The sequence below is a fragment of the Zhongshania aliphaticivorans genome, from assembly GCF_902705855.1.
Classification (GTDB): domain Bacteria; phylum Pseudomonadota; class Gammaproteobacteria; order Pseudomonadales; family Spongiibacteraceae; genus Spongiibacter; species Spongiibacter aliphaticivorans_B.
In genome coordinates this window covers 1-23993 of sequence record NZ_CACSIJ010000016.1, presented here as the reverse complement: position 1 = coordinate 23993, position 23993 = coordinate 1, and the positions used below count along the sequence as shown (strand labels likewise).

Below are 23993 nucleotides of genomic sequence, written 5' to 3'. Positions count from 1 at the left end.
TTTGTTGCCGACTAGCCAAGAAGATTCAGCTTGCCCAGTTGCTGCTAGTTTCGGCGGCACTGTGACGATGGAAAGGGAATGTAGAGTTAACCAACATGACTGATCGCCGAGACTATATTGCGCTTGAGTGGGTCGCCGGAGAAATTTCCGACGCACTAGGTCAGTGTGTGCCGCTGATAGATGATTTTCTGCACAATGCTCATGATGCATCTTTATATCGAGTAACGACGCTTTTGCATCAAGTGCAGGGCAGTCTGCGGATGATAGAGTTTAGCGGTGCCGCACTGCTAGTAGAAGAAATGGAACACAGTGTTCTTGCGGTTATGGCGGACTCATATACTGAGGATCGTCAGCGCGATGTCCTTAACGCGGTGCAGACAAGTGCAGATGAACTGCCGGCGTATTTACAGCGAGTTAGCACGAGTAAGAGTGAACTACCTGCGTCGTTAATTATGATCTTTAACGACCTCCGTGCGGCAAATCGTCAAGCGCTATTGTCGTCGTCAGTCTTGTTTAATCCACCATTAAATGTAATGCCTACGTCCTCGGTAGATGGGGCGAGTGTGTCGGTGCAGACATTCAGCGAGCTAGCCGGCAAGCTATTAAAAATGTATCAAATAGCCTTGCAGGCTTATTTGCGCGGCGATGATGATAAGCAAAATTTGGTGTACCTAGGCAAAGTGTCGGGTCGTGCCGCCAAACTCTGTAGCGGGCAGGCGCAGCAGGTGTTGTGGTCATCTGCCTTGGCGTTGATAGAAGGCTTGTTAAACGAATCCATTGCCCATCATTTTGCCATTCGTGATTTGCTCAGCCGTTTGGGAATGGAACTGCAAAAACTGTTTAAGGATGGTCAGTCTGCCGCAGAAAACTCGGTGGAAGTGTCTCTGCTAAAAGATATTCTGTTTTACATCGCAAGTAGTCCAGCATCGTCGCGCTATATTAATGAAGAGCGTGGCAAGCACGGTTTAGCTACTTTATTTGACACGTCTACATCTAAGAACGGAGCCGGCCAACATTTTGCCGAGTTGGCGCGGCCCTCGGTAATTGCCGAATTACAGCTGGCAGCGAGTGCCGTTGGCGACAATGACTTGCTGCAACGTCGGTGCGAAGGTATTGCCGATGCCTTAGCGGTATTGGGTTGGGTTGAATCGCTTTATTCGCTAAAGGCGATTATCGAACAAGTACAACAGGGCTTGGCGGGCCAGCAAATGCAGGCGGTCGCAAACTCCTTACAGCGTATTGCCGAGCGTCTCGAAACAACTTCCACAGAGCCATCAGATGTTTCTTTAGATGCAGCGCCAGAGGAAGAAATTAGTGTACGCAGTGTTATCGCCCAGAGTCGTTCAGTTTTGTTCGACGCTCAAGAGGCGATTATTGCTTATGTGTCTGAGCAGTGGCAGAGCAAGCACTTGCAAGATACACCCCAGCAGTTACAGGACTTAGCTGAGCTGATGAGGCCGGCTGATCTTACTGCGCCAGCGGCGATATTAGAGAGCTGCGCAAATTATATTTCGACGAATATTATTTCCCAGCAGTTGGTGCCGGACTGGCAGGCTTTAGATGCCTTGGCCGATGCCTTAACTTCGGTGGATTATTATCTTGAGCGCAGCAGCAATGGCCAGCAGTATGATGACGAATTCCTATTAAAGGGAGCGCAAGATTGCGTGGCCCGCTTGGGCTATCCCGTGTTGGGGTTGCCGGCGGCGGCGAATATATTGCAGTGGCCAAATACGGCCGACGACGTGGCTGCACGGGCTAATATTGGTGCAGAGCTTGCGTTGGATCCCGATATCCTAGAGGTCTTTCTCGAAGAGGCGTACGAGGTATTGACGCTGCTAAATGAAACGTTACCAATTTGGCAGGAACGCTTAGATTCCGACGATTATTTAGCTGTAGTTCGCCGCGCCTTTCATACCTTGAAGGGCAGTGGCCGTATGGCGGGGGCAACGCAACTTGGCGAACTAGCCTGGTCGGTTGAGGCTGTGCTGAATAAGGTGGTTGATAGCCATTTTGTGATGGATGACGCGAGGCTGCAGCTGGTCGAAAACGTTACCGCACTGCTGCCTGATATGCTTGCCGCCCTAACCGATGGCCGTGAACTGCCCGCGTCGTCGGTCGATGGATTAATGACTTTTGCGGGGGCCCTGGCGCAGGAACAAATTCCACAATCCAATCTTGGTTCCGGTGTCGACGAAGATGGCTTAACTGCTATTTTTATGGGCGAAGCAGATACGCATTTACGTGTGCTTGAGGCCTACATCGAGAGTGTAGAGAGCTATCCGGCGCAACTAACTGATGAAGTACAGCGAGCCCTACATACACTTAAAGGCTCGTCTAAGATGGCTGAAGTGTGGCCGGTAGCGAATATTATTACGCCGCTAGAGGGTTTGGTAAAAGAACTGCGCTCTATGCGGGTAGCGGCCGGCGAAAGTTTGTTGGCGCTTATTTCTGATGTGGTGCGTCAAGTGCGCATGATGGTCAAGCAATTGGTCGACACACCAGTGTCTGCCTTGCACACACCTAAAACCTTATTGTCGTCTATCAATGCCTTGTCTGTGCAGCTTATTCATGAAGCTGAGTTCGCCGTTGATCGCGGTGCGCGTGGGGAGTTGTCCGCAGGTGCCTTAGATGCATTTTTAGCGAATCACAGTGACAGTGTTCAGGGTTTGCTTGACGTACTTAGCGAGCAGAGTGATGTTACGGCACTTACCTTAGTTGAGTACGCGCCGACGATGGGCGTGTTTGCCCAGCGTGCAGAAGACATCAATTGTGAGGCAGTAGCTGAACTTGCCCAGGCCTTGCAGGTGCTGTTGAGCCACGCCACTGATCCGCTACCAAGTCAGTTTACCGGTTTAGTGTATGAAGCTTTAGAGCAGCTGATGGATTATTTAAATCAGTTAGCTGCTGAACAGACGGTGGTTGAAAATAGCGACCTACTTGATCGGGTTCGCAATGTTGATTTGAGTGCGAGTGAGGCAATTCAATTTGTAGCGCCCTCTGTTGCTAATGATCAGTCCGAGTCAGCCCCTTTGGGCGACGGTATTGATCTTGAAATACTAGAAATATTTTTAGAAGAAGCCGCAGATTTATTAGAGAGTATTGACGAGTCGATTCACCACTGGTCAGGCGCGCGGGATGAGTGGGTTCACCTCGACAATATTCAGCGTTATTTACACACCGTAAAAGGGGGAGCCAGGCTATCGGGGCTGAATACTGTTGGCGATCTTAGCCATAATTTTGAAACGGCTATTGCGTTGGCAGTTGCGCAGAAAAACACTCAAAGCGAAGACTTTTTTAAGCTCGTTCAACAATTCCAAGATCAGCTAGTTAATTGCGTTGCGGCGATAGATGACCCGACCTTAGCCAGTGGCGTAGCAGAAGAGATTATTGTTGACCCTGATCAGAGCGATAGCAAAGATGAGAATGCCCTTGTTGCGTTAGCGGCCAAGCAGGAATTAAAGTCCACTCAAACTGACGTAAACACGGGCAGTGACGAGACGTCTTTGGTCTCGTCTATGGCGAAAGTCACGCCACAAGAAATGATTAAAGTGCCGTCGGCGCTGTTGGAACGCTTAATTAATTTGGCCGGTGAAACCTCTATTGCCCGGGGCCGTGTTGAAGAGCAGGTGAGTGAAATTCATTTCTCCTTGGAGGAAATGGAAATTACCGTCGAGCGTTTACAAGAACAAGTACGGCGCTTGGATATTGAAACCGAAGCGCAAATTATTTTCCGCCAAGAGCAGGTTGAAAGCGAAGGTGCTGATGGTTTTGATCCATTGGAATTTGACCGCTATTCACAGCTGCAACAGTTGTCGCGATCTTTGCTTGAGTCGGCGTCAGACCTTACTGATTTACGCGGCACCTTGGTAGAAAAAAGTCGCGACATGGAAACCTTATTGATTCAGCAGTCACGGGTAAATACCGAGTTGCAAGAGGGCTTAATGCGTTCGCAGCTGGTTCACTTCTCGCGCATGGTTCCACGGCTGCGGCGCGGCGTTCGCCAAATTGGTAGTGAACTAAATAAGCCGGTTGAGTTTAATGTTTACAACGCCGAAGGTGAGATGGACCGTCGCGTGTTGGAGCGGATTGTACCGGCGCTGGAGCATATGCTTCGTAACGCAATCGACCACGGTATTGAGTCGCCGGAAGTGCGCGAGGCAGCGGGCAAGCCCGCTCTTGGCGAAATTAGTATGCGCTTCGATCGTCAGGGTGGCGACGTTGTTATTGTGATTAGTGACGACGGCGGCGGAATCGACCTGCAAGCTGTGCGTAGACGCGCAGAAGAAATGGAACTGATTGCCGCTGATGCTGAGCTCAGTGAACGCCAGTTGCTTGATTATATTTTCCACGCAGGCTTTAGTACTGCTAAAAACATCACCCAAATCTCTGGTCGTGGTGTGGGCATGGACGTTGTTAGAAGTGAGATAAAGCAGCTCGGCGGCGCTATCGAAATTCAAACGGAAGCTGGCCGGGGCTCGCGTTTCGAAATTCGTCTGCCCTTCACCGTGTCAGTCAATCGCGCCTTGATGGTCAGTGTCGGTGGCGAAATTTTTGCGGTGCCTTTGAATAATATTGAAGGCATTGTGCGGGTAAATCCCTATGAGCTTGATGTTTATTATCAAGAGGGTGGCCCAGACTTTGAGTACGCCGGGCAGCAGTATAAATTACGCTATATGGGTAATTTGTTAGATGCAGGCCGCGTTGCCCATTTAGAGGGGCAGCTTGAGTCGCGTCCGGTTTTGTTAATTNGCAACGCCGAACCGCCGACGGCGATACAGGTTGATTCGCTATTGGGTTCTCGGGAGGTAGTAGTGAAAACCTTGGGGCCACAATTTGCCGCGGTGCCTGGATTGTCTGGGGCAACAGTATTGGGTGACGGTAGTGTTGTTGTTATTTTAGATATGTTGGCGAGTATTCGTGCCGATGTGGCGCGTCGCTTGGCAGGAAACCAAGCCCCAGCCCAAACTGCAATCTCGAGAAAGAACAGTCGTTTGGTGATGGTTGTCGACGACTCCGTGACGGTAAGAAAAGTCACCTCGCGCCTTTTAGCTCGTCAGCATATGGAAGTGTTATTGGCACGTGATGGCGTAGATGCGGTAAGTCAATTGCAGGATAGCGCACGTTTGCCTGATGTTATTTTGCTGGATATCGAAATGCCGCGTATGGACGGGTTCGAGGTCGCGAGCCGTGTGCGCAGCAATCCGCGTATGAAAGATATTCCGATTATTATGATTAGCTCCCGTACTGGCCAAAAGCATCGTCAGCGGGCTTTCGGTTTGGGCGTACATAATTTCCTTGGTAAGCCCTACCAAGAAATTCAACTATTAAAGGCGATTGACGAAGTAACGTCTGGCTTGGTGGATGCATGAATACAGTGGTAGAAGCATCGTCAACAGTACTGGCAAATATTATATTGCCATTGGTGAAGGGTAACCTGTTGTTGCCAAACTCGGCGGTGGCTGAAGTGGTATTAGCTGGGCAGCTAAGCTCAGCGGTATCGTCGCCATTCCTATTGGGTTATATGAGGTGGCGCGAGCAGGAAATTCCACTTATTAGTTTTGAAGGTTTACTGACAGGATCTTTGCCAGAGGATTTACCGCTGCGGCAAATGGCGATTTTGCATGGCATTACTGATCGGCAAAAAATGCCTTTCTTCGGGCTGGTTCTAAGTGGTGTGCCGCGCATGCTTAGACTGCGGGAAAGCGATATTACGCCTCTGGATACCGAGGCGCATCGTCTGATTCATAGCCAAGTTAGAGCAGCTGATCTGACATTAATGATTCCCGATTGGGACGCGCTAGAGCAAGAAATTTTAGACGTCTTGTAACACGTTTTTTACCAGTCCATATCGCCCCAGCGATACTGCACAATACTGATGGCCGCTATGGGAGCCGTTTCGGTGCGCAATACCCGCGGGCCTAATTGCAGTGGGTGAAAACCCTGTTTAATACTGTAAGCAATTTCCTCATCACTGAGTCCACCCTCTGGGCCAACCAACAAAGTTATATTTTCTGCTTTGTTATTTTCTATAAAACTGTGTTCGTTCAGGCTGGGGCATAGCACGAGTTTTAAGTGCTCGCCCAAGTTTGCATACCAGTCGTCTATATTGCAGGCTTCGCCGATGTCTACTAAATCATTGCGACCGCTTTGCTCGCAGGCGCTGATCATGATCTGCTGCCAGTGGCGTTGCTTTTTCTCCTGCCGTTCTCCGCTGAGCTTTACATCTACACGCTGGGTAAACAGCGGCGTAATTTTGCGTACACCTAACTCGGTCGCTTTTTGAATTACCCAATCAAAACGGTCACCTTTAGAAATACCAATGGCGAGCTCAATATTTAGTGGCGAGGGTGGTGATGCCGGAAGCATCTTGTCGCCTAGTTTGCAGCTGACGACTTTTTTGCCCGCTTCGCTAATGGTGGCGGGGTAGGCGCTACCGTCGCCATTAAATAAAATAAGTTCGCGGCCAGCGCGCATGCGAAGAACTTGCGCTACATAGTGAGCAGCGCGTTCGTCTAGCGTCAGTTGCTGGCCGAGGGTTAGGCTCTGTTCAACATAAATCCGTGGTATGCGCATATTAATTTAGCGTCTTAATAAACGCTTTGGATTTGCGTTGAAAGTTATAGAGCTGCTTTTTAGCCGGCGGCAGGTCGTCAATTTGGCATTCCACATAGCCCTGTTCTTGGAACCAGTGGGCGGTTTGCGTGGTTAGCACAAACACAGAGTTTAAGCCTATCCTGCGCGCTTCCTTCTCCAAAAGTTCTAATAAGCGTTCCGCGCGATCGGCGCCGCGATAATCTGGGTGAGTGGCTACGCAGGCGATTTCGCCGCTGTTTTGTTCGGCGTAGGGGTAGAGTGCTGCACAGGCGACGACCATGCCGTCTCGAACTAGAATTTTAAAGTGCTCAATCTCGTTTTCTAATAATTCCCGCGAACGTTTTAACAAAACTCCCTTGGCTTCGAGGGGTTCGATAATGGCGAGCAAGCCGCCGACGTCATCTATATTCGCCGTCCTGAATTGCTCATAGTGCTCTTGGGTAATGAGTGTGCCGGCGCCGTCGCGGCTAAAGAGTTCTTGTAGCAGAGCGCCGTCTTGTTGGAAAGAAATCATATGGCAGCGATTGATGCCTAAATCTCCGGCGTCGACCACTGCTTGCACAATGCTGTCGCTGTGCAGTGCTTTTTGTTGCTCTATTTCACGATCAACATCGCGGTATTCGCATTGCCGTATTAACTCGCCATCGCTGTCGAGTAGGCCGGCATCGGCAGTAAATAAAATTAATTTGTCAGCTTTTAGGGCGACGGCGGTGTGTACCGCGACATCCTCGGCGGTGAGGTTGAAAATTTCACCGGTTGGCGAATAACCGAGTGGTGACAGCATCACAATGTGTTGTTGACTAAGTTGTTGCTGCAATGCCTGTGCGTCAATTTTTCTAACTATTCCTGTATGGCGCAGGTCGACGCCGTCGACTACGCCGATGGGCCTAGCGGTAACATAATTACCTGAGCACACCCTAATGGATGCGCCGTGCATGGGTGAGTTAGCCACACCCATCGACAGTAGCGCCTCAATATGGGCGCGCAAAGATCCTGCCGCATCAGTGACGCAACGGAGTTCAATGTCATCAGTGATACGTAAATCATTGTGGTAGCGACTCTCGATGCCGGAGCTTCTAACCCGATCTTCAATTTGTGGCCGCGCGCCGTGGATCAGCACAAGTTTCACACCAAGGCTGTTGAGAAGGGCGATATCGTGCACAATATTGGCAAAGTTGGGGTGCGCAACCGCCTCGCCGCCAAACATAATCACAAATGTTTTTCCGCGGTGAGCGTTAATATAGGGTGCAGAGTTGCGAAACCATTTTACGTAATCGGTATGTTCTGACATGGCAGCGGTATGTGTTATGAGTTTAAGCCTTCATTTTGTGTGTAATGTCATAGGCTTACAAGCCATTTTTGCAAGCTTTATATTACCTAGCGAGCTGTGACTAGAAATATGAGTGATACTGCAATGAGTGACGCCGAGCTGCATTGGCAGGCGGGCTTGGAGTCGGCAATAGCAGCCCATTTTACTGCAGCGCATGCGCGGGTTGATGAGGTGCATCAGCGCTATTTCGAGACCTTTTCAGCGGTGGCCGCAAGGCATTGGCATAATAAGACAGATATCCCCGCCGATTTAATGAATATCCCTCGGGCGTTGTGGCGCTTGCTGCGTCGTGTAGGGCGGCGTGGATCGCCGGTATTTAGACAGTTGACCGGCAAGGAGCAAGCGATAGCCACTATTCTGTCTGAGGAAATTTTAGAGTTGCCCACCTTACAGGCACTTTTGTTTCAGCAATTACGTACACATCCTGATTATCAACAGGGCGACATTGAGCGACTGCGCTTGGCTTTGGCACCTTACGATAGTGAACTCGCTGCCAAGCGGCTACAAGCTGCTGTGGCGCAAATGGGTTTGCAGCACGATAGCAGTCGTGACCTGCTGCTATTTTTAGGTGTGGGGCTACTTGGGCGTGGTGTGAGCGATAAAATTGCCTTTGGCAGCGCCTCGATGATCGGCATGTCAGCGGCAAGCAGTCTTTACCTTAGTCAGCAAAGTGTGTGGGCCGCGCTGTGGACGGGATGGTTTGGTGTTCCCAGTTGGGTTGCGGTGAGCGGGGTTATAGCGGGTTTTGCGGTGATGGTAGTCGCAACACCGCTTGTCGCACCAGTTATCGAACTTGGTGTGAATCGTGTGTGGGGTCGGCGCCGATTGCACGGCTTAATCGACCAAGTGGAGCGAGAATTGCGTCCCTCAATTTCCACTCAGCTATGGCAGTACGGCAGTTACTTGCAGTTTATTCCCGATCTTTTGGTCGCCCTTCGGCACCTAAAATAAGCGGGCAGCAGTTAACGAAAAATTAATTAGTGACAGCGACGCCGTTAAAGGTAAATATGCAGTTTTTTCAGGGGCTGTTAGGTGGAAGCTGAATTACTAATATCTGACTTAGATAGCGAACGTATTTTCGATAGTATCGCCGACGCCTTGACGGAAACCGGTTACATAGCTCTACCTGCAGCGCTGCCTCTTGGTATCAGCGACGCATTATTTGCGCGTATGGTCAGTTTTGAAGATGATGTTTTTCGCCCCGCTGGCGTGGGCCGAGCAGCCGAATTCCAACTAAATCCCTTCGTACGCAACGACGAAATTCGCTGGTTTAGCTCCGGCGATGAGGTCGAGGCACAGTATTTAGCGTGGATGGAAAAACTGCGGGTGGGCCTCAATCGGCGTTTATTCATGGGGCTATTCGACTATGAATGTCATTTTGCTCGCTATATGCCCGGCGCATTCTATAAAAAACATGTCGATGCCTTTAAGGGGCGTACGAATCGCGTTTTATCCACCGTGTTTTATTTAAATCCCAATTGGGCCGTCGACGACGGTGGGCATTTGGTGATGTACGAAGACGATGTTGAACCCATTGCAAAAATATCACCCTTGATGGGCACTTTGGTGGTGTTCCTGAGCGACCGATTTCCTCATGAAGTTACTACCGCCAGCCGACTGCGCTACAGCATAGCGGGTTGGTTTCGCGTCAACACCACGCTTGGCCCACATATTGATCCCCCGCAATAGATATTTGGGGTCAGTGTAAAAACTCTTAAGTATTGGCCCAAAAACAAATGACTTACTACATATTTTAAGTTCTTAAAGGTCTCACAATCTTAAATTCTAGAGTTTTTACACTGACTCCAAATATTGTGTGGTTTAGCTTAAAGCCGACGCAAAAGCCCCAGCGTATTGACCCTCGCAATAGGTTCAAATAACCCAGAAGCCAGTGCCATTTTATAAACAGCATACGGTGCTTGGCCGCCTTCTTCTGGCGCAGGGAATAGGTCGTGGATAGCAAGTACGCCGCCAGTCATAATTTTGCCTGCCCAGCATCGGTAATCGCAAAGTGCGGCATCGAGGCTATGGCCGCCATCGATGAAGACCATGGCGAGCGGTGTGTTCCAGTGTCGCGCGCTAACCTCAGAGGTGGCGACGATGGGGACGACGGTGTCGTCTAAACCGGCGAGTCGAATATTGCGGCGAAATTCCTTAAAGGTGTCGAAGCGCCCTTCGCCCGCATCGTAAAGATCAGGGTCGTGAAACATTTCGCCGAGTTGATGTTCTTCGGAGCCAATGTGGTGATCTATTGCGTATACCACGCTGTTTTTTTGCTGGCAGGCGAGCCCTAAATAGATGGTCGATTTACCGCAGTAACTCCCCACTTCTAATACCGCGCCGCGTTCTGCAACGGACAGTGCGTGTTCATAAAGCGCCTTTGCCTCATCGTCTGCTAAAAAGCCTTTTACGTCGTTTATGTGGGCGGGTAGCGCAATATCCATAACTTTCTCGGGCGGTAAAAAATCAAGCACGAACAGTAGCCAACTTAGCTCGTGGCGGCAACTTACTAAATTGTTAGCTTTGTTGATTTGGCGGTGTTTTATGTGTAGAGCGATTGCTCTATGTTGACACTGGCATCATCAATTAATTGCTGCGTATACTGGGCGGCGATCTACAATAAAGTGAATAGGATAAACAGCCATGCTCAAATTATACGGTTTTGCAGTTAGTAATTACTTCAATATGGTCAAGCATGTATTGCTATATAAGGGTGTCGAGTTTGACGAGGTGTTGACCTTTCCCGGTATGGATCCCGCCTACAATAGTAAAAGCCCAATGGGCAAGGTGCCGTGTATAGAGACTGAGCATGGTTACTTGGCTGAGAGCAGCGTTATTCTGAATTATATTGAGGCTGCATATCCTGCGCGGCCATTGCTACCGGCTGACGAATGGCAGCGGGCAAAGGTGTGCGAGCTAATGAAGGTGGCCGAGCTGTATTTTGAGCTGCCGGCCCGTAGATTGTTTCCTGAAGTGCTTGCGGGTAAAGCGGTCAGTGCAGAAATAAAAGCCGAGGTGCGTGAGACTATTGAGAAGGGCGGTGTGGCGTTGAGTCTGTTGGCTAAGCCGGCGCCGTATATGTTTGGCGAGGCAATGACGATGGCAGATGTGGCACTTCGCTATTGTTTGGTGACGTGTAAGTTGGCGACGCAGGCTATTTATCAGTGGGATGTCGTGGCTGAGGTGCCGGGCCTTCGGGCGTGGGATGAGATGATGGCGTCGGCGGATATTTCAAAGCAGTTAGACAAAGCGATGCAGGAAGGTATGGCCGCGTTTTTAGAGGCAATAAAGGCAAAGGCCTAATCACTACGAGCACGGGCGGTTATGCTTGGCCGCCCGTGCTTGATCTTTTTTAAAGCTCCGTTTCTAGGGCTTCAAGCTCTTCTTGAATTGCCAGCCACTGCTCTTCGGTATCGTCGTTTTGCTCACGTAGGCTTGCTTGTTCGCTTAGTAGCTTCTTTAGTTTATCTTTGTTGCTCTCTTCGTACAGACTGGCATCAGAGAGCTGTTCTTCAATACGGGCTAATTGCTCGCTAAACTTTTGCATACTTTGTTCTAATTTTTTGAGCTTTGATGTCAGTGGCGCTAACTGCGCACGACGGGCAGCGGCTTGCTGACGAGCTTGCTTTTTGTCGACTAGTGGCGCGTCATTGTTGGCAGCGGTGTCATTATCAATTGGTGCGCTTTTATCGCGGTTAAGCAACCAGTGGCGGTAATCTTCTAGGCTGCCATCAAAGGGCTGAGCTTGGCCTGCATCCACAAGTAAAAACTCGTCCACAGTGTTTCGCAGCAAGTGGCGATCATGGCTGACTAGAATCACCGCGCCTTCAAAGTTTTGCAGCGCAGTGGTTAGGGCGTGACACATTTCTAGATCAAGATGGTTGGTTGGCTCATCCAATAGCAGCATATTTGGGCGCTGCCACACGATGATGGCGAGGGCGAGTCGCGCTTTTTCGCCGCCAGAGAAGTTCTCGCAGCTTTGTTCTGCGTGTTTGCCGTGAAAGTTAAAGCCACCGATAAAGTTGCGAATTTCTTGCTCGCGGGCGTCGGGCCGCAGGCGCTGTAATTGCAGTATTGGGCTGGCGCTTAAATCCAAAGACTCTAGCTGGTGCTGATGGAAATACCCCATGTGCAAATGCTCGCCCTGCTGGCGTTCGCCAATAAGTGGCTGCAAGGTGCCTGCTAGGGTTTTCATCAGCGTTGATTTACCCGCGCCGTTGGCACCTAAAAGTCCAAGGCGTGTACCGGGGTGAATGCTGATGTTGAGCTTGTTCAGAATCGGGCTGTTGTAACCCAGTGTTGCTTGGGAGAGCGACAGCAGTGGGTCTGAGAACTGCTTGGGCTCATAAAAACGGAAATTAAACGGTGAGTCGATATGCGCTGGTGCAATGTCGGCCATCCGTTCCAGTGCTTTTAATCGGCTTTGGGCTTGTTTAGCTTTGGTCGCCTTGGCGCGGAAGCGGCGTACAAAGTCTTCCATATGGGCGCGAACTACTTGTTGTTTTTCAAAGGCAAGTTGTTGCTGGGCAAGACGTTCGCCGCGCTGGCGTTCGAAGGCGGTATAGTTGCCGCGATAGCGCGTCATAGTTTGGCGTTCTAAATGCACTACATGGTCGCAGCAGGCATCGATAAAGTCGCGATCATGAGAGATTAAAAATAAAGTGCCTTCGTAGCGGTGCAGCCATTGTTCTAACCAAAGGCTAGCATCTAAATCAAGATGGTTTGTTGGCTCATCGAGCAGCATCAAATCTGATGGGCACATCAGTGCTTGTGCTAGATTCAGCCGAATCCGCCAGCCACCTGAGAAATCATTAACCGAGCGTTCAAGCTCCTGCAGTTTAAAACCGAGGCCGGTGAGTAGGCGCTCAGCGTCGCTACGAATTTGATAGGCGTTGATTAGATCTAGTTCGCCATGCAGTTCGGCCAAGCGATGATCGTCGTCGCAGCTCGCTATTTGCGCTTCAATGTCGCGAAAGCGGTGGTGACCGTCGATAACATATTCGATAGCGCAGCGGTCGCTGGCGTCTACTTCTTGGCGCATTTGCGCTATTTGCCATTGCGCGGGAATGTAAAGCTCGCCGCTGTCTGGGACTAGCTTGCCGCACATAAGTTGGAATAGGCTGGACTTGCCGGTGCCGTTGGCGCCAACGAGGGCAATATGTTCGCCGGGATTAACGCGCAGGTCGGCCGATTCGAGCAATGCTTTGCCGCCGCGTTGTAAACTGAGGTTCTGGAGTTCAATCATGATGGGGCGCGATTATAGCGTGAGTACCAAGTAATGGATGAAAAATTTAGTGCCGGTGGGAATTCACCTAAAAAGACGCAAAGTACCCTGTGGGAATTTGCGCTAGCAGCGTATGCGGAGCCCATAATACAACGCCACTGCCTGTATTTGCAGGACCATTACCAAATGGACGTAAATATGTTGTTGGCGGCGGGATTTTGCAGTCATCAAGGCCGGGTTTGGACGGATTTGTTATGTCGTGAATTGATTGCCTTGGCTGCACCCATCCGCGAGGAATATATACTTCCATTGAGGGCGATGCGCCGGCAGACCGAGGGGGGAGGCGGTCTTTACGATGCGTTAAAAGCGGCGGAGCTTGAGGCTGAGCGCATGGAGATTGAGGTTTTGGCGAAGCGCATTGCAACTATAACGGCGACAGCTGAGAGCGATGTCAATTATTTGGATGCTGTGCTCAGCTATGCCGCATTGTACGCAGACGTGCGGCAGGGTGATGTTCTTGGTAAATGCGTTGAGATGGCAGCTAACTTTGCCGAAATCTCCTAAAAGTCATCGAATAGGCTGGCAAGTCTGTCGCCGGCCTTGTCGGGATGGCTAGGGATGTCGCTCATGCGCCGAACCCGCCGTCTAGGTTTTGAATATATCTCCTTGGCGACTTGAGCTGCGGGTTTTACTGCCTCAGTTTCTGTTGGTGTGCTTACAACAGGAGCGTCAGGCGTTTCCGGCTTGGAGTTGGCGTCCGTATCTATGTTGCTGATTTTAGTGGCTGTTTTTGTTGGCTGCGCTGGCGGCTTTTTCGCGTTGCTGGGTGGCGAGCTAGGGCTTGGCTTTTTCGTTTTGGCCGCAGCAATTTTGGGTGTTGTTTTTTCACTTACTGCGACGGCTTGTTTCGGTTTTGTAGGAGATGCTGCCTTTTCGGGCTTTTTCAGCGCTTTTTCAGTGTCGATAATGGCCTTTAATACGGCCTTTTCTTTGCGAATAGCCAGCTTTTGCTCAAACATTTTGCTGCGCAGCTGGGCCAACTCTGCCTGATAGCTATCAAAATGGGCCTGATGATTGTCTATGCTGGCTTGGGTTCGAGCCTGAATACTAGGTTTGGCGTCGTGCTGTTCTTTCAGGCGCTGTTTGGCGTGATTTAGTTGGTCGCGGGTTTTGTCAATTCGGGATTTTTGGGAAACTTCTTCTTTTTCAAATACTAAGAGCTCACTTTCCAGTGCCGCAATGTGCTTTTCTCTAAGTGAATGTAGCTCAGATTGCAGGTTTTGCAGCTCTGCAAGCGGGGTTTTGGTCGATTTACTCTTGTTTTTATTACCAATCATGAGATTTAACCCTACGAATGTTCAAAAAAACATCAATCTGCATTATACAAACTTGCCACAGAGAATCTATCTCCTCAATCAATAGGATTTATACCTTGGGATACTGTGTCTGCAGGAACGCTTGTGGCAGACTATGGTCTGAGTATGCATGCCGAATACGCGGCAGTAATTTTTATCCATAAATAAGGTAGTTACATGAATAAGACACTGGTTTGTGCGGTGGTAATGAGTGGTCTGCTTACGGCTTGTAATAGTGAAACTGCGTCTAAGCCTGATTTGAAGACAGAAATCTCTAAGGTCAGTTATGGTATTGGCGTAAATATTGGGGCCCGATTCGGCGACGATCTTCCTCTCGATGTTAATGCATTTAGTGCCGGTGTGCGTGATGCGTTAGCTGGTGGTGAGCTGCAAATGAGCGAAGAAGATATTATGAGCACGCTGCAGGAGTATCAGCAAAAGCAGTTAGCCGTTCGTCAGGAAGAAGCTCAGGAAGCCGGTGGCAAGAATAAAGAAGAGGCGGCGGCATTTTTTGCAAAAAATGGCAGTGTTGAAGGCGTGAAAACGACTGAAAGTGGCCTGCAGTATCAGGTATTGGCAGAAGGTGACGGTGCCAAGCCTAGCGCTGATGACACGGTAGAAGTGCATTATCACGGCACCCTGCTTGACGGCACTGTGTTTGACAGCTCTTATCAGCGCGGTGAGACGGTTAGCTTCCCTGTTGGTGGTGTTATTCCTGGCTGGACTGAAGCTCTGCAGATGATGCCAGTGGGATCTAAGTGGAAGTTATTTATTCCTCCTGAGTTGGCTTACGGTCCTGGCGGTGCAGGTCAGATGATTGGCCCTAATGCGGCGCTAATTTTTGATGTTGAGTTAATCAGTATTGCCGGTGGCGAGAAGAAATAAGACAAAACGTAGTATCGTAGCGTGAATAAAAAAGGCCTCAAGTGAGGCCTTTTTTATTCTGCATTGTGGTGGTGCAGTACATCCGTGTTGCACCGTCGTCATCCTTGACCCCGCGTAGTTTAGGTTTTTCCTTACGGCGGTGAATCAGCATTTGTCCTGTTTGCTTGTAAGATATCTCTTATAATTCGCCGTTAAAACCCAAACTTATAATATGTGCTATTGCTGCACTAAAATGCGGCGTAGGTTTATTGAAACTGGGCTAGGGCCGCTGTCGTCCAATTTTTAAGTTGTTGAATCTCGTTTGGATTAGATTTTGTGTTGGGTAGTACGTCGAAGGTATGGGGATGGCGGTCAAACCAAAGTTGTGGCTCTTTATATGCCTGAAGCTCTGGTGCTGTAGCGAGCCAAATCATCGTGTCTGCGCCCATGCGGCTGTCTCGCATAAAATGTTGGAGTCTTTTATTGAAAGCCGGTAATGATTTGGCTACCCCAGGGGTGGCGGCCCATCCTGGGTGCATGGTGAAATAGCTAGTCTTGGTCGTGCTTTCATTGCTCATATATAGCAGGGCGCGTTTTGCACGGGCGTAAGCCTTGCTGCCATCGTAGGGTTCACTGCGAAACTGCAAGTCATCAAGCTTAATACCTTGAAAGTATAAGCCGCCAGATACGACGTTTATGACTCGGCTATTGTCGTTAAGGTGCGGGCTGAGTAGTTTGCTCAGTAGCACAGGGGCAAGAAAGTTGACGGCTAAGGCTCGCTCAAACCCTTCATTTGTTTCCTCTCGGGTAGCGAATAGGGCGCCGGCATTGTTAATAAGGACGTCGATGGGTGGTAGTGAAGTCGTAATCTGCTGTGCAGCGGCAGCGGTTGCCTCCAATGAGGCGAGGTCAGCTTCTACAAGGTGTAGTGTATTCTCGCTACACGCACTAAAGCGTTGAATTTGTTTGGCGGCATTACTTAGCTTTTGTTTGCTTCTACCAATGAGGATTAGCGTTGCACCTAATCTTGCTAATTCACAGGCAGTATCTAAACCAAGGCCTGCAGTGGGGCCTGTGATCGCTACAATTTTACCGTCCATTCTACTGCTGTGTGATTTGCGCGGCAGTGAAAGATAGCCACGTTTGCCAAAGGAGAGTGTGGCGGGTACGACCAGTTTGTCGAGAATGTCGTGCCATAATCGCCTGTTACTGGGGGTGCCGGGGATGGTAAGTGCTCGCTTTAAACCGCTAATTGCCTTTTTTCCAATACGATTTAACATCGGTTTTATCAGCGGTTTGAGCGGAGCGGGTAACCATCGTAAATCGAGTTCGGCTCGATAATCGATTTCGGTACGGGTTGGGCTGATCGCTTGAAGATTGAGAGTGTCGATCGCGCTAAAATTGTCGCCTTCACCGTGAAGAATTAGCTCTCTTGGCTCGTTGATGACGGCTTGCCGGTAGCGCATGGACACCTGTTTACCGGCGGGGAGTTTTAACAGGATTTCGTATTCCGTACCGACTGCAACGCCGTAGGGCGTTAACTTGCGAGCGCGATATACGCCGGGGTCCCATTGCTCAATGCTAGAAAAATCTTTTAGATACGCAAAGCACTCTTCAATTGGACGGTTGACGACAATTTTTTCGTGCAGGGTGTGCTTCATCAGACTGTCTCGGCGTAGGAGGTACAGGCCCGTTCCCGGTATTACGGCTAAGCTGACGTATACCCGTTGGTGAGCGTTGTATTGTTAACTGCTACGAGTTGATGATAGTTCTAGATCAATGGTGTTGCTTGGTGGAGGTGGGAATAGCTTGGAAATCGGGGTGTGTGGTACTTGGCGGCGCTAATTATTGTGATTTTGCCGCGATATTGAGTTTAATTAATGTTTGGAATAAAAAGTGTGAGTACCAGCATGGCACCAATTAAAATTGCCATGTGGGTAGCTAAGGTGTTGTTTGGTATAGAGTCACCATTACTATTTGTCATAATCGCCTCTCCTATCTAGGTGTCTCGTGTATTATCCTGAAGTTGCGGTTAAGTAGGCTATCGATTTACTTGGTAATAGTTCGTTAGGTTTCTGGTCTTTTGCTATTGATATAGCGAGACCGTATAAGGGCAAACGGTAGTTTAAAAAAACGGTATAATATGTGCTTCAAAAATGGGCGTGCGTTTATATCGATCCAAATTTGATGTGGGTAAGGGCGGCATAGATGTGCACATTAGTGCTGGTTCTTGGTGTATTGGGTCTACGGTTTGGGGAAAAGGTTTGAAAAAACAAGGCGTTAAGCCAATTAAGAGCACGGAGCCTAAAACGCGAGCGCGACGTATGTCTCCAGAGCTTAGGCATCAACAGATTCTTCAGTGTGGCATACATATGTTTGCTGAACGGGGTTTGTCGAATGCCAACCACGCCGATATTTCTGCGGAACTAGGGGTGTCTGTTCCTACCGTATTCCACTATTTTCCTACCATCGATATGCTGCAGCAATCCGTGTTAACGGAGATCCACCGTTATTTTATTGATCAAATGATTGTTACGCGCTTAGAGAAGTCATCGCCAGCCTACGAGCGCATTGAAGATATATTACTTGCGTTTCAGACCCTAATTGATGAAAACAGCCATTATGTTCGAATTTGGTTGGAGTGGTCCGGTTTTACACGGGGCTTTATTTGGGACATGTACCTCGACTTCTATAAAGAGGCAGTATCTGGTTTGCGCAAATTGCTATTGCAAGGGCGGCAAGATAACTCCATTTCATCAGAAATAAACGCAAGTGACGCGTCGCGGGTCATCATGGGTATGGCTCATACCGTTGCGCACATGCGCTATTCTGGAAATTCTAAGCGTACAGTGCAGCACACCGTCCACTCCTTAGTAATGAGCTATCTAGCACCAGACTGATGGTGAATCTGGCTTCATATCTTCGCCAATTTTTTATGGGTTGAATCTAGCCATAGTTGCTAGATTTTTTTGCGCGGCTACGCGGCTATCTTACTCGCTACTTTATTGACTTGTTTGTCAGTAGTTGGTATCAAGGTCTCTGTAGCTTGAATACTGTTGTGATGATGCAATGCCCCCGTTTGGTCATACCTCTAATGGCACTTGAAGCGCGAGTATTACTTTCCCAGGCGCCAAGAAACATCGTACGGCGACAAGCTATACCCAACCTCTTTGTTGATCGAGCATTTTTGCTGCCTATGCTGCATGTACGTTAGGCACAATATAAAGTTTGGGTGGTTTGTAATTAATATCAGTTTCAATAGCAGGTAGTGATCACAGTTTTGCAGCTTCCTTAATATTGGCCTGCAATAATTCTTTATATGGTATGAGTTGATGTGGCTTAGCCCAAATAAGTACAGCGGAGTTTTAAATGAATGGATTAGAGTTAGCTATTTCGCGTATTCAAGCTGGGCCACAGGGGCCGTCAGTGGGTGCATTCTTTGATTTTGATGGAACCTTGATCGACGGTTATTCGGCGGCAGAATATTTTAAAGAGCGTATTCGTACTCGTAAAATAAGTCTGAAGGAAATTATTACCGGCGTAAGCGCATCTTTCAAAGATATTGTTGATGAAGCTGAATTTTCCCAATTATTCAAAGAACTGATTTCAGAGTGGGCTGGCAATAGCGAAGAAGAAGTTCGTGAGCTGTGGGCTAGATTATTTATAGAACGCATCGCCAAGCGTATGTTTCATGAGGGCTACAGCTTGGTGCAAGCCCATATTCGTGCTGGTCATACCGTGGCGATCGCCTCGTCTGCTACCCGCTACCAAATAGAATCACTGGCGGCAGAATATGATATTGAGCATATTTTAGCGACAGAGCTAGAGGTGAAGCGCGGTATTGTGAACGGTAAGTTAGTGGGTGAACCCTTGTGGGGTAAGAACAAAGCTGAGGCGGTGCGTCAGTTTTGTAAAAAACACAAAGTCGCCATCACAAAAAGTTATGGCTACGCCAATGGCGATGAAGATATAGATTTTCTATCCGCAGTCGGCCTTCCTACCGCAGTGAATCCCCAAGCTAAATTACTGACCAAGGCGGATATCATTGGTTGGCCGGTTTTGAATTTTGATCCGCGTAAGCGCGCGCCGCTAAAAGCCGTTGCCGGTACCATTGGCGCCTATTCGGCCATGACGGCGACGATGCTGGCGGGTATGACCTATAATCGCTTTTATAATGAACCCCGTCGTGCCGCCGATATGATTGGCACCATCGGCAGCGAGTTAGGCTTGGCCTTGGCCGGTGTCAAAATCAATATTTTAAATGAACAGAATTTGTGGAAAGTTCGTCCTGCCGTATTTATTTTGAATCACCAGAGTAAGCTCGATTTTTTCATTTTTTATAATATTATTCGCAGAGAATTAACCGGCGTTGTTAAAAAAGAAGCGGAAAATGTGCCGATTATTGGCCCATTCTTGCGCATGGCAGAAATGTCATTTTTAGATCGTAGTAATTCCAAAAAAGCGATAGAAGCTTTACAGCCAGCGGTAGATAGATTGAATCGCGGATTGTCTGTTGCCATCGCGCCAGAGGGAACCCGTTCGTATACTCCTAAGGTCGGCCGATTTAAGAAGGGTGCGTTTCATATCGCTCGTCAAGCCGGGGTGCCGGTTATTCCTGTTGTTATTCGCAATGCGGGTGAGTTGATGTGGCGTGAGGATTCGGCGATGCGCGCCGGCACAGTGGATATTTGTGTGCTTGACCCGATTGATGTCTCTGCCTGGGCGGCTGATGAACTCGACGATAGAATCGCCGAAGTTCGACAAATGTTTGTCGACACTATTGATGATTGGCCAACTTTACCTGCGGTAACTAAAAGTATTAAAGCGTCGTCATAATATTTCAAGATACGAAGTTTTTAATTTAAAGTTTAGTGGGGCGCCATTATGTGCGCCTCCTCAAGGAGTGATACATGCCGCAGAATACTAACCCGGAATCGGCGGGTTCTGTTTCAAGTGCGTCCATTACCGTCAGTGATGAGAAACCTATTAATACCAAGCCACAAATAAAGACTGCCACTAAGCGGGCTGCGGCCCGTAAGACGGCGTCTAAAAAAGCCGCTGCACCGCACGCTACTAGCTTGCCGGAATCTAATATTAAGACTAGCGTAAGTGCTGAACGTTTAGCGAAACTAAAAAACTGGGGTGGCGATAAAGTCATGTCCGCCTCAGAAGCCATTATGTGGCGCATGGAAGTGCTGCCCAAAACCCGCTCTACCGGAACGTCTTTGCATATTTTAGAGGGCACGCCCGATTGGTCGCGGTTTATGGCGACGATAGAGTGGATGGTTGGCGTGGTGCCACGCCTGCGCCAAAAGGTATTTATAAGTGGTGTTGGGCAGCTGCCTAGCTGGGTAGATGACGAGAGCTTTAGCCTGCAGTATCACGTGCGCAGGGTGTCGTTACCGGCGCCGGGCATGCAGTCGGACCTCATGACCTTTCTTGAATCATTTTCAACCACGCCCTGTGATCGCAGTCGTCCACCGTGGGAGATTGTGCTTATTGAGGGCTTGGACAAAAATCGCAGCGCCTTTGCATTGAAAATCCATCACAGCCTGACAGATGGTGCGGGACTGATTCAATTGTTTGAAGGTTTGCTGGCACGCAGTGCAGACGAGGCATTAAGTCCCATACCGAAATGGCAGCCCCAAAAGTCGTTGTGGCGTCGGCAGGTTGGTGGACGACTCTTAACTGACTTTAAACAGTTTTCGTCAACTGCATCTAGTATGGGCCGACATGCCTATAAATGGATTAGCGATCGGGAAACTGAATTTTCAAAAATGGCCTTGGACTACACTCGCTCAATTATGGCGCTTAATCAAGCGCAAAGTGGNGGTGGTTCTCCGCTGTTTAGAAAGCGCGGCTTAGCAACGCGTATAGAGATATTTGAACTTCCTTTTCCTGCGTTGAAGGCCGCGTCAAAGAACGCTGGTGCTTCGTTTAACGACGTTTATCTGGCGGGAATTATCGGCGGTTTTCGCCGTTATCACGAAGCCTATGATATGACGCTTGAGGCAGTGCCGCTGTCATTTCCGGTGAGTGTACGCAAGCCTGGTGATCCAGAAGGCGGAAATCGCTTTAGTGGTGTGAGTTATCGCGCGCCGGTGTATTCCGACTTAAACGAACAATTGCAAGCGGTTGGCGATTTTGTGAGCAAGGTTCGTAAAGAGCCGGCAATCGATTTTTTCAATCAATTAATGCCGGGAATGTTGGCCATGCCGAATTCTGTAATCGCCGCATTGATGTCATTGGTCACTAGCCGAATGGATGCGCAAGCTAGCAATATTCCCGGTATGAGAGAAACGGTGTATTTAGCCGGATGCAAAGTTTTGTCGCATTACGCGATTCCACCGCGTCCCGGTTGTGCAGTAATGTACGCGATGATTACCCACGACGATAAAGCGTGCATTGCCTTAAATATAGACCCTGCAGCGATTGTAGAGCCACGTTTGTTGGTAGAAAGCGTCACTGCTGAATTTAATGAAATTATTTCCAAATTTTCGAAAAAGCAGGATTAATAATGGCGCAAACTAACGGAAAATATCTTGGTAGTGATGGTGTAAAAATATTCTGGCAATCGTGGCAGGCTGAGAATCCGGTTGCTGTGGTGGTGATATCTCATGGCTTAGGCGAACACGGCGGTCGTTACGCGGAATTGGCAACGGCCTTGGTCGCACAGAATTATACGGTGTACGCTATAGATCACCGCGGTCACGGTCAGTCCTATGGCCATCGCGGTGCGATCAATCGCTACCAGTATTGTATAGATGACCTGAATCAGTTGATTGATAAAGTGAGCGAGGAGCATCAGCTTCCGGTGGCGCTGCTCGGTCATAGTATGGGCGGCGCTATCGCGGTTGGGTTTGCCTTGCAGCAGCAGGATAAATTATCTGCATTGTTATTGTCTGGTGCAGCGCTGTCGGTAGATGCGATCAATACCCCAATACAATTATTCTGCGGCATAGTGAGCACCTTTGCGCCTAATCTGCCGTCGTTTAATGTTGCGCCTGAATTGGTGAGTCGAGATTCAAGCGTGGTTAAAGATTACTCAGAAGATCCACTAAATCTTACGACTCGTGTGCCGCTGAAAACAATTTCGGAGTTGGTCAATAAAGTCACTAAATTGCCGGCACAATTCCCAAAACTCAGCCTGCCTATGTTTATCATGCACGGCAGTGACGACAAACTGGTTCCGGCTGCGTCGAGCGAAATATTGTTTGAGAGAGTGAGTTCAGTGGATAAAGAATTAAAAATTTATCCGGGCTTCTATCACGAGATATTGAACGAGCTGCCAACCGACAGGCGGCAGGTAGTTAGCGATATTTGCGAGTGGATGGTGGCGCGTTTCCCCAGCTAAACACGAGGTCGGACGCCTTTCATATGCAAGGCGCCCGACGCTTCAGGTTTAGCGCAAGCTAGCAAAGAACTGCTGAATATCTTTAAGCAGCGCTTCAGGTTCTTCCATTGCGGCGAAATGCCCGCCACTGCTCATATGCGATAGATGCTTTAGATTGTAGTAGTGGTTAATCCACGCATCAGGTTGACATAGTATTTCTTCTGGAAAAATTGCAATGCCGCAGGGCGCTTCTACAACCGGATGGCGATCATGGGATGGCACCCAAGGCTGATGCGCAGCCTCATAGTAGAATCTGGCAGATGTGCCAAAACTATCAGTAAGCCAATACAGCATAACGGTAGTGATTAAGTCGTCTTTTGAGAACCGACTTTCTACATCGCCACCGCAGTCGCTCCAGTCGCGCCGCTTTTCTAAAATCCAAGAGCATAGGCCGACGGGGGAGTCGCTCAAGGCATTGGCTAGGGTTTGTGGTCGGGTTGATTGCAGGGCAAAGTAGCCGCCACCATCAGCAAAGAAGTTCATATTCTTCTCTGCGATACCCATTTCGTTGGCACTAAAATATGACTCATCTACGGTGCCGCCGCCAAATGTATCTAAGGGCAGCATGGTGGTGAAGTGGGCGCCGATTAATTTGTCAGCATGTTTATGGCCGAGTTGAGCGGTAATAATTGCGCCCCAGTCATGGCCGTGGGCGGCGAATTTTTTATATCCCAAACCGTCCATTAGTTTTACAAAAATATCGGCGGTGCTGGCAAAGTTAATGCCCGTAGTTGTCAGGGGCGTAGAAAAGCCGTAGCCGGGAAGTGAGGGAATGACGACATCAAAGGCGTCGGCCTCATCACCACCATAAGCAGCGGGGTCAGTCAGCGGGCCAATAAGTTTTTGATAGTCCCAAAAGGTCCACGGCCAGCCGTGACTCAGTAGCAGTGGTGTGGGTGACGGGCCTTTACCTTTCTTATGCAAAAAGTGGATAGGCATGCCGTCGATCTCAGCGCGAAAATGTTCGAATTGATTCATTTCCTTTTCGTGCTTACGCCAGTCGTAGTCCTTGCGCCAGTAATCTACCAGCTCATTTACTAATAAGGCGGAAATAATCAATACGCTGTGTTAGACTACCGTGCATGGAAATTGACGCAAGAAAACTAAGCACAGAAGAGCAGCACCTCCTCCGACGGTTGGCGGTGCAGCGGGTATTTGATGGTGAATCTGCCGCGGAGGTGACTCGAAGTTTTGGGCTAGGTGCTCGAACGATTTACCCATGGTTAAAATTAG

At 49.1% G+C, this 23993-nt stretch carries 19 protein-coding genes; 12 read left to right on the top strand and 7 right to left on the bottom strand.

Annotated elements, in window-relative coordinates; translation table 11 throughout:
- The first annotated feature begins 95 nt into the window (after positions 1-95).
- On the top strand, positions 96-5369 hold the full coding sequence (locus GVJ32_RS15845; RefSeq protein WP_159241056.1) for an Hpt domain-containing protein: 5274 nt from the start codon (positions 96-98) through the stop codon (positions 5367-5369).
- Positions 5366-5827, top strand: a complete 462-nt coding sequence (locus GVJ32_RS15840) for a chemotaxis protein CheW (protein WP_159241055.1) — start codon at positions 5366-5368, stop codon at positions 5825-5827. The genes GVJ32_RS15845 and GVJ32_RS15840 overlap by 4 nt, the downstream gene beginning before the upstream one ends.
- Positions 5828-5835: 8 nt before the next feature.
- On the opposite strand, the gene GVJ32_RS15835 is transcribed toward GVJ32_RS15840, so the two are convergent.
- Both GVJ32_RS15835 and argA read right to left on the bottom strand, forming a co-directional pair.
- Positions 5836-6573 (bottom strand): 16S rRNA (uracil(1498)-N(3))-methyltransferase, encoded by a 738-nt coding sequence (locus GVJ32_RS15835; protein WP_159241054.1) that lies wholly within the window; start codon positions 6571-6573, stop codon positions 5836-5838.
- Between the two features lies 1 nt (position 6574).
- Positions 6575-7885 (bottom strand): amino-acid N-acetyltransferase, encoded by a 1311-nt coding sequence (gene argA / locus GVJ32_RS15830; protein ID WP_159241053.1) that lies wholly within the window; start codon positions 7883-7885, stop codon positions 6575-6577.
- A gap of 108 nt (positions 7886-7993) precedes the next feature.
- On the opposite strand from argA, the gene GVJ32_RS15825 reads away from it, so the two are divergent.
- Together GVJ32_RS15825 and GVJ32_RS15820 are read left to right on the top strand one after the other, a co-directional pair.
- On the top strand, positions 7994-8875 hold the full coding sequence (locus GVJ32_RS15825; protein WP_159241052.1) for a hypothetical protein: 882 nt from the start codon (positions 7994-7996) through the stop codon (positions 8873-8875).
- A gap of 81 nt (positions 8876-8956) precedes the next feature.
- Positions 8957-9613 carry a 2OG-Fe(II) oxygenase gene (locus GVJ32_RS15820; protein WP_200841455.1) on the top strand — a complete coding sequence of 219 codons (657 nt, stop codon included), beginning with the start codon at positions 8957-8959 and terminating at the stop codon, positions 9611-9613.
- A gap of 137 nt (positions 9614-9750) precedes the next feature.
- Here the strand turns inward: GVJ32_RS15820 and GVJ32_RS15815 are convergent, their stop codons facing one another.
- Complete coding sequence (locus tag GVJ32_RS15815; protein WP_159241051.1) at positions 9751-10368, bottom strand: class I SAM-dependent methyltransferase; 618 nt, start codon at positions 10366-10368, stop codon at positions 9751-9753.
- Positions 10369-10567: 199 nt separating this feature from the next.
- Between GVJ32_RS15815 and GVJ32_RS15810 the strand changes: the two genes are divergently transcribed.
- Positions 10568-11227 carry a glutathione S-transferase family protein gene (locus GVJ32_RS15810; RefSeq protein WP_159241050.1) on the top strand — a complete coding sequence of 220 codons (660 nt, stop codon included), beginning with the start codon at positions 10568-10570 and terminating at the stop codon, positions 11225-11227.
- Positions 11228-11276: 49 nt separating this feature from the next.
- Here the strand turns inward: GVJ32_RS15810 and GVJ32_RS15805 are convergent, their stop codons facing one another.
- Entirely contained in the window at positions 11277-13169 is a 1893-nt protein-coding gene (locus GVJ32_RS15805) for an ATP-binding cassette domain-containing protein (protein WP_159241049.1), read from the bottom strand.
- 33 nt (positions 13170-13202) lie between these two features.
- On the opposite strand from GVJ32_RS15805, the gene GVJ32_RS15800 reads away from it, so the two are divergent.
- The gene (locus GVJ32_RS15800) at positions 13203-13712 is read left to right on the top strand and encodes a TIGR02444 family protein (RefSeq protein ID WP_159241048.1); all 510 of its coding nucleotides are present in this window, start codon (positions 13203-13205) and stop codon (positions 13710-13712) included.
- Here the strand turns inward: GVJ32_RS15800 and GVJ32_RS15795 are convergent.
- Positions 13709-14485, bottom strand: coding sequence for a hypothetical protein (locus tag GVJ32_RS15795; RefSeq protein WP_159241047.1), 777 nt, complete (start codon positions 14483-14485; stop codon positions 13709-13711). The two genes, GVJ32_RS15800 and GVJ32_RS15795, sit on opposite strands and share 4 nt — an antisense overlap.
- 195 nt (positions 14486-14680) lie before the next feature.
- On the opposite strand from GVJ32_RS15795, the gene GVJ32_RS15790 reads away from it, so the two are divergent.
- Complete coding sequence (locus tag GVJ32_RS15790; RefSeq protein ID WP_159241046.1) at positions 14681-15388, top strand: FKBP-type peptidyl-prolyl cis-trans isomerase; 708 nt, start codon at positions 14681-14683, stop codon at positions 15386-15388.
- A gap of 245 nt (positions 15389-15633) precedes the next feature.
- Here GVJ32_RS15790 and GVJ32_RS15785 read toward each other — a convergent pair whose 3' ends face one another.
- Positions 15634-17028: an SDR family NAD(P)-dependent oxidoreductase gene (locus GVJ32_RS15785; RefSeq protein ID WP_159241045.1), complete on the bottom strand. Its 1395-nt coding sequence runs from the start codon at positions 17026-17028 to the stop codon at positions 15634-15636.
- 495 nt (positions 17029-17523) lie between these two features.
- Here GVJ32_RS15785 and GVJ32_RS15780 point away from each other — a divergent pair, with 495 nt between their 5' ends.
- From GVJ32_RS15780 to GVJ32_RS15765, 4 genes are all read left to right on the top strand, one after another.
- A complete protein-coding gene (locus tag GVJ32_RS15780; RefSeq protein ID WP_159241044.1) occupies positions 17524-18267 on the top strand; it encodes a TetR/AcrR family transcriptional regulator in 744 nt (247 codons plus the stop codon).
- Between the two features lie 469 nt (positions 18268-18736).
- A complete protein-coding gene (locus tag GVJ32_RS15775; RefSeq protein WP_159241043.1) occupies positions 18737-20203 on the top strand; it encodes an HAD-IB family hydrolase in 1467 nt (488 codons plus the stop codon).
- 74 nt (positions 20204-20277) lie between these two features.
- The gene (locus GVJ32_RS15770) at positions 20278-21882 is read left to right on the top strand and encodes a wax ester/triacylglycerol synthase domain-containing protein (protein WP_159241042.1); all 1605 of its coding nucleotides are present in this window, start codon (positions 20278-20280) and stop codon (positions 21880-21882) included.
- 2 nt (positions 21883-21884) lie between these two features.
- Positions 21885-22721 (top strand): alpha/beta hydrolase, encoded by an 837-nt coding sequence (locus GVJ32_RS15765; protein WP_159241041.1) that lies wholly within the window; start codon positions 21885-21887, stop codon positions 22719-22721.
- A gap of 48 nt (positions 22722-22769) precedes the next feature.
- On the opposite strand, the gene GVJ32_RS15760 is transcribed toward GVJ32_RS15765, so the two are convergent.
- Positions 22770-23819, bottom strand: coding sequence for an epoxide hydrolase family protein (locus GVJ32_RS15760; RefSeq protein WP_159241040.1), 1050 nt, complete (start codon positions 23817-23819; stop codon positions 22770-22772).
- A gap of 23 nt (positions 23820-23842) precedes the next feature.
- On the opposite strand from GVJ32_RS15760, the gene GVJ32_RS18500 reads away from it, so the two are divergent.
- The coding region (locus GVJ32_RS18500; RefSeq protein ID WP_435808066.1) for a helix-turn-helix domain-containing protein at positions 23843-23993 on the top strand (151 nt) is incomplete at its 3' end.

Coding starts and splice junctions, on each gene's coding strand:
- GVJ32_RS15840 (WP_159241055.1), top strand. CDS start 5,366: ATGAATACAGTGGTAGAAGCATCGTCAACAGTACTGGCAAATATTATA.
- GVJ32_RS15835 (WP_159241054.1), bottom strand. CDS start 6,573: ATGCGCATACCACGGATTTATGTTGAACAGAGCCTAACCCTCGGCCAG.
- argA (WP_159241053.1), bottom strand. CDS start 7,885: ATGTCAGAACATACCGATTACGTAAAATGGTTTCGCAACTCTGCACCC.
- GVJ32_RS15825 (WP_159241052.1), top strand. CDS start 7,994: ATGAGTGATACTGCAATGAGTGACGCCGAGCTGCATTGGCAGGCGGGC.
- GVJ32_RS15815 (WP_159241051.1), bottom strand. CDS start 10,368: ATGGATATTGCGCTACCCGCCCACATAAACGACGTAAAAGGCTTTTTA.
- GVJ32_RS15810 (WP_159241050.1), top strand. CDS start 10,568: ATGCTCAAATTATACGGTTTTGCAGTTAGTAATTACTTCAATATGGTC.
- GVJ32_RS15805 (WP_159241049.1), bottom strand. CDS start 13,169: ATGATTGAACTCCAGAACCTCAGTTTACAACGCGGCGGCAAAGCATTG.
- GVJ32_RS15800 (WP_159241048.1), top strand. CDS start 13,203: ATGGATGAAAAATTTAGTGCCGGTGGGAATTCACCTAAAAAGACGCAA.
- GVJ32_RS15795 (WP_159241047.1), bottom strand. CDS start 14,485: ATGATTGGTAATAAAAACAAGAGTAAATCGACCAAAACCCCGCTTGCA.
- GVJ32_RS15790 (WP_159241046.1), top strand. CDS start 14,681: ATGAATAAGACACTGGTTTGTGCGGTGGTAATGAGTGGTCTGCTTACG.
- GVJ32_RS15785 (WP_159241045.1), bottom strand. CDS start 17,028: ATGAAGCACACCCTGCACGAAAAAATTGTCGTCAACCGTCCAATTGAA.
- GVJ32_RS15780 (WP_159241044.1), top strand. CDS start 17,524: ATGGGCGTGCGTTTATATCGATCCAAATTTGATGTGGGTAAGGGCGGC.
- GVJ32_RS15775 (WP_159241043.1), top strand. CDS start 18,737: ATGAATGGATTAGAGTTAGCTATTTCGCGTATTCAAGCTGGGCCACAG.
- GVJ32_RS15765 (WP_159241041.1), top strand. CDS start 21,885: ATGGCGCAAACTAACGGAAAATATCTTGGTAGTGATGGTGTAAAAATA.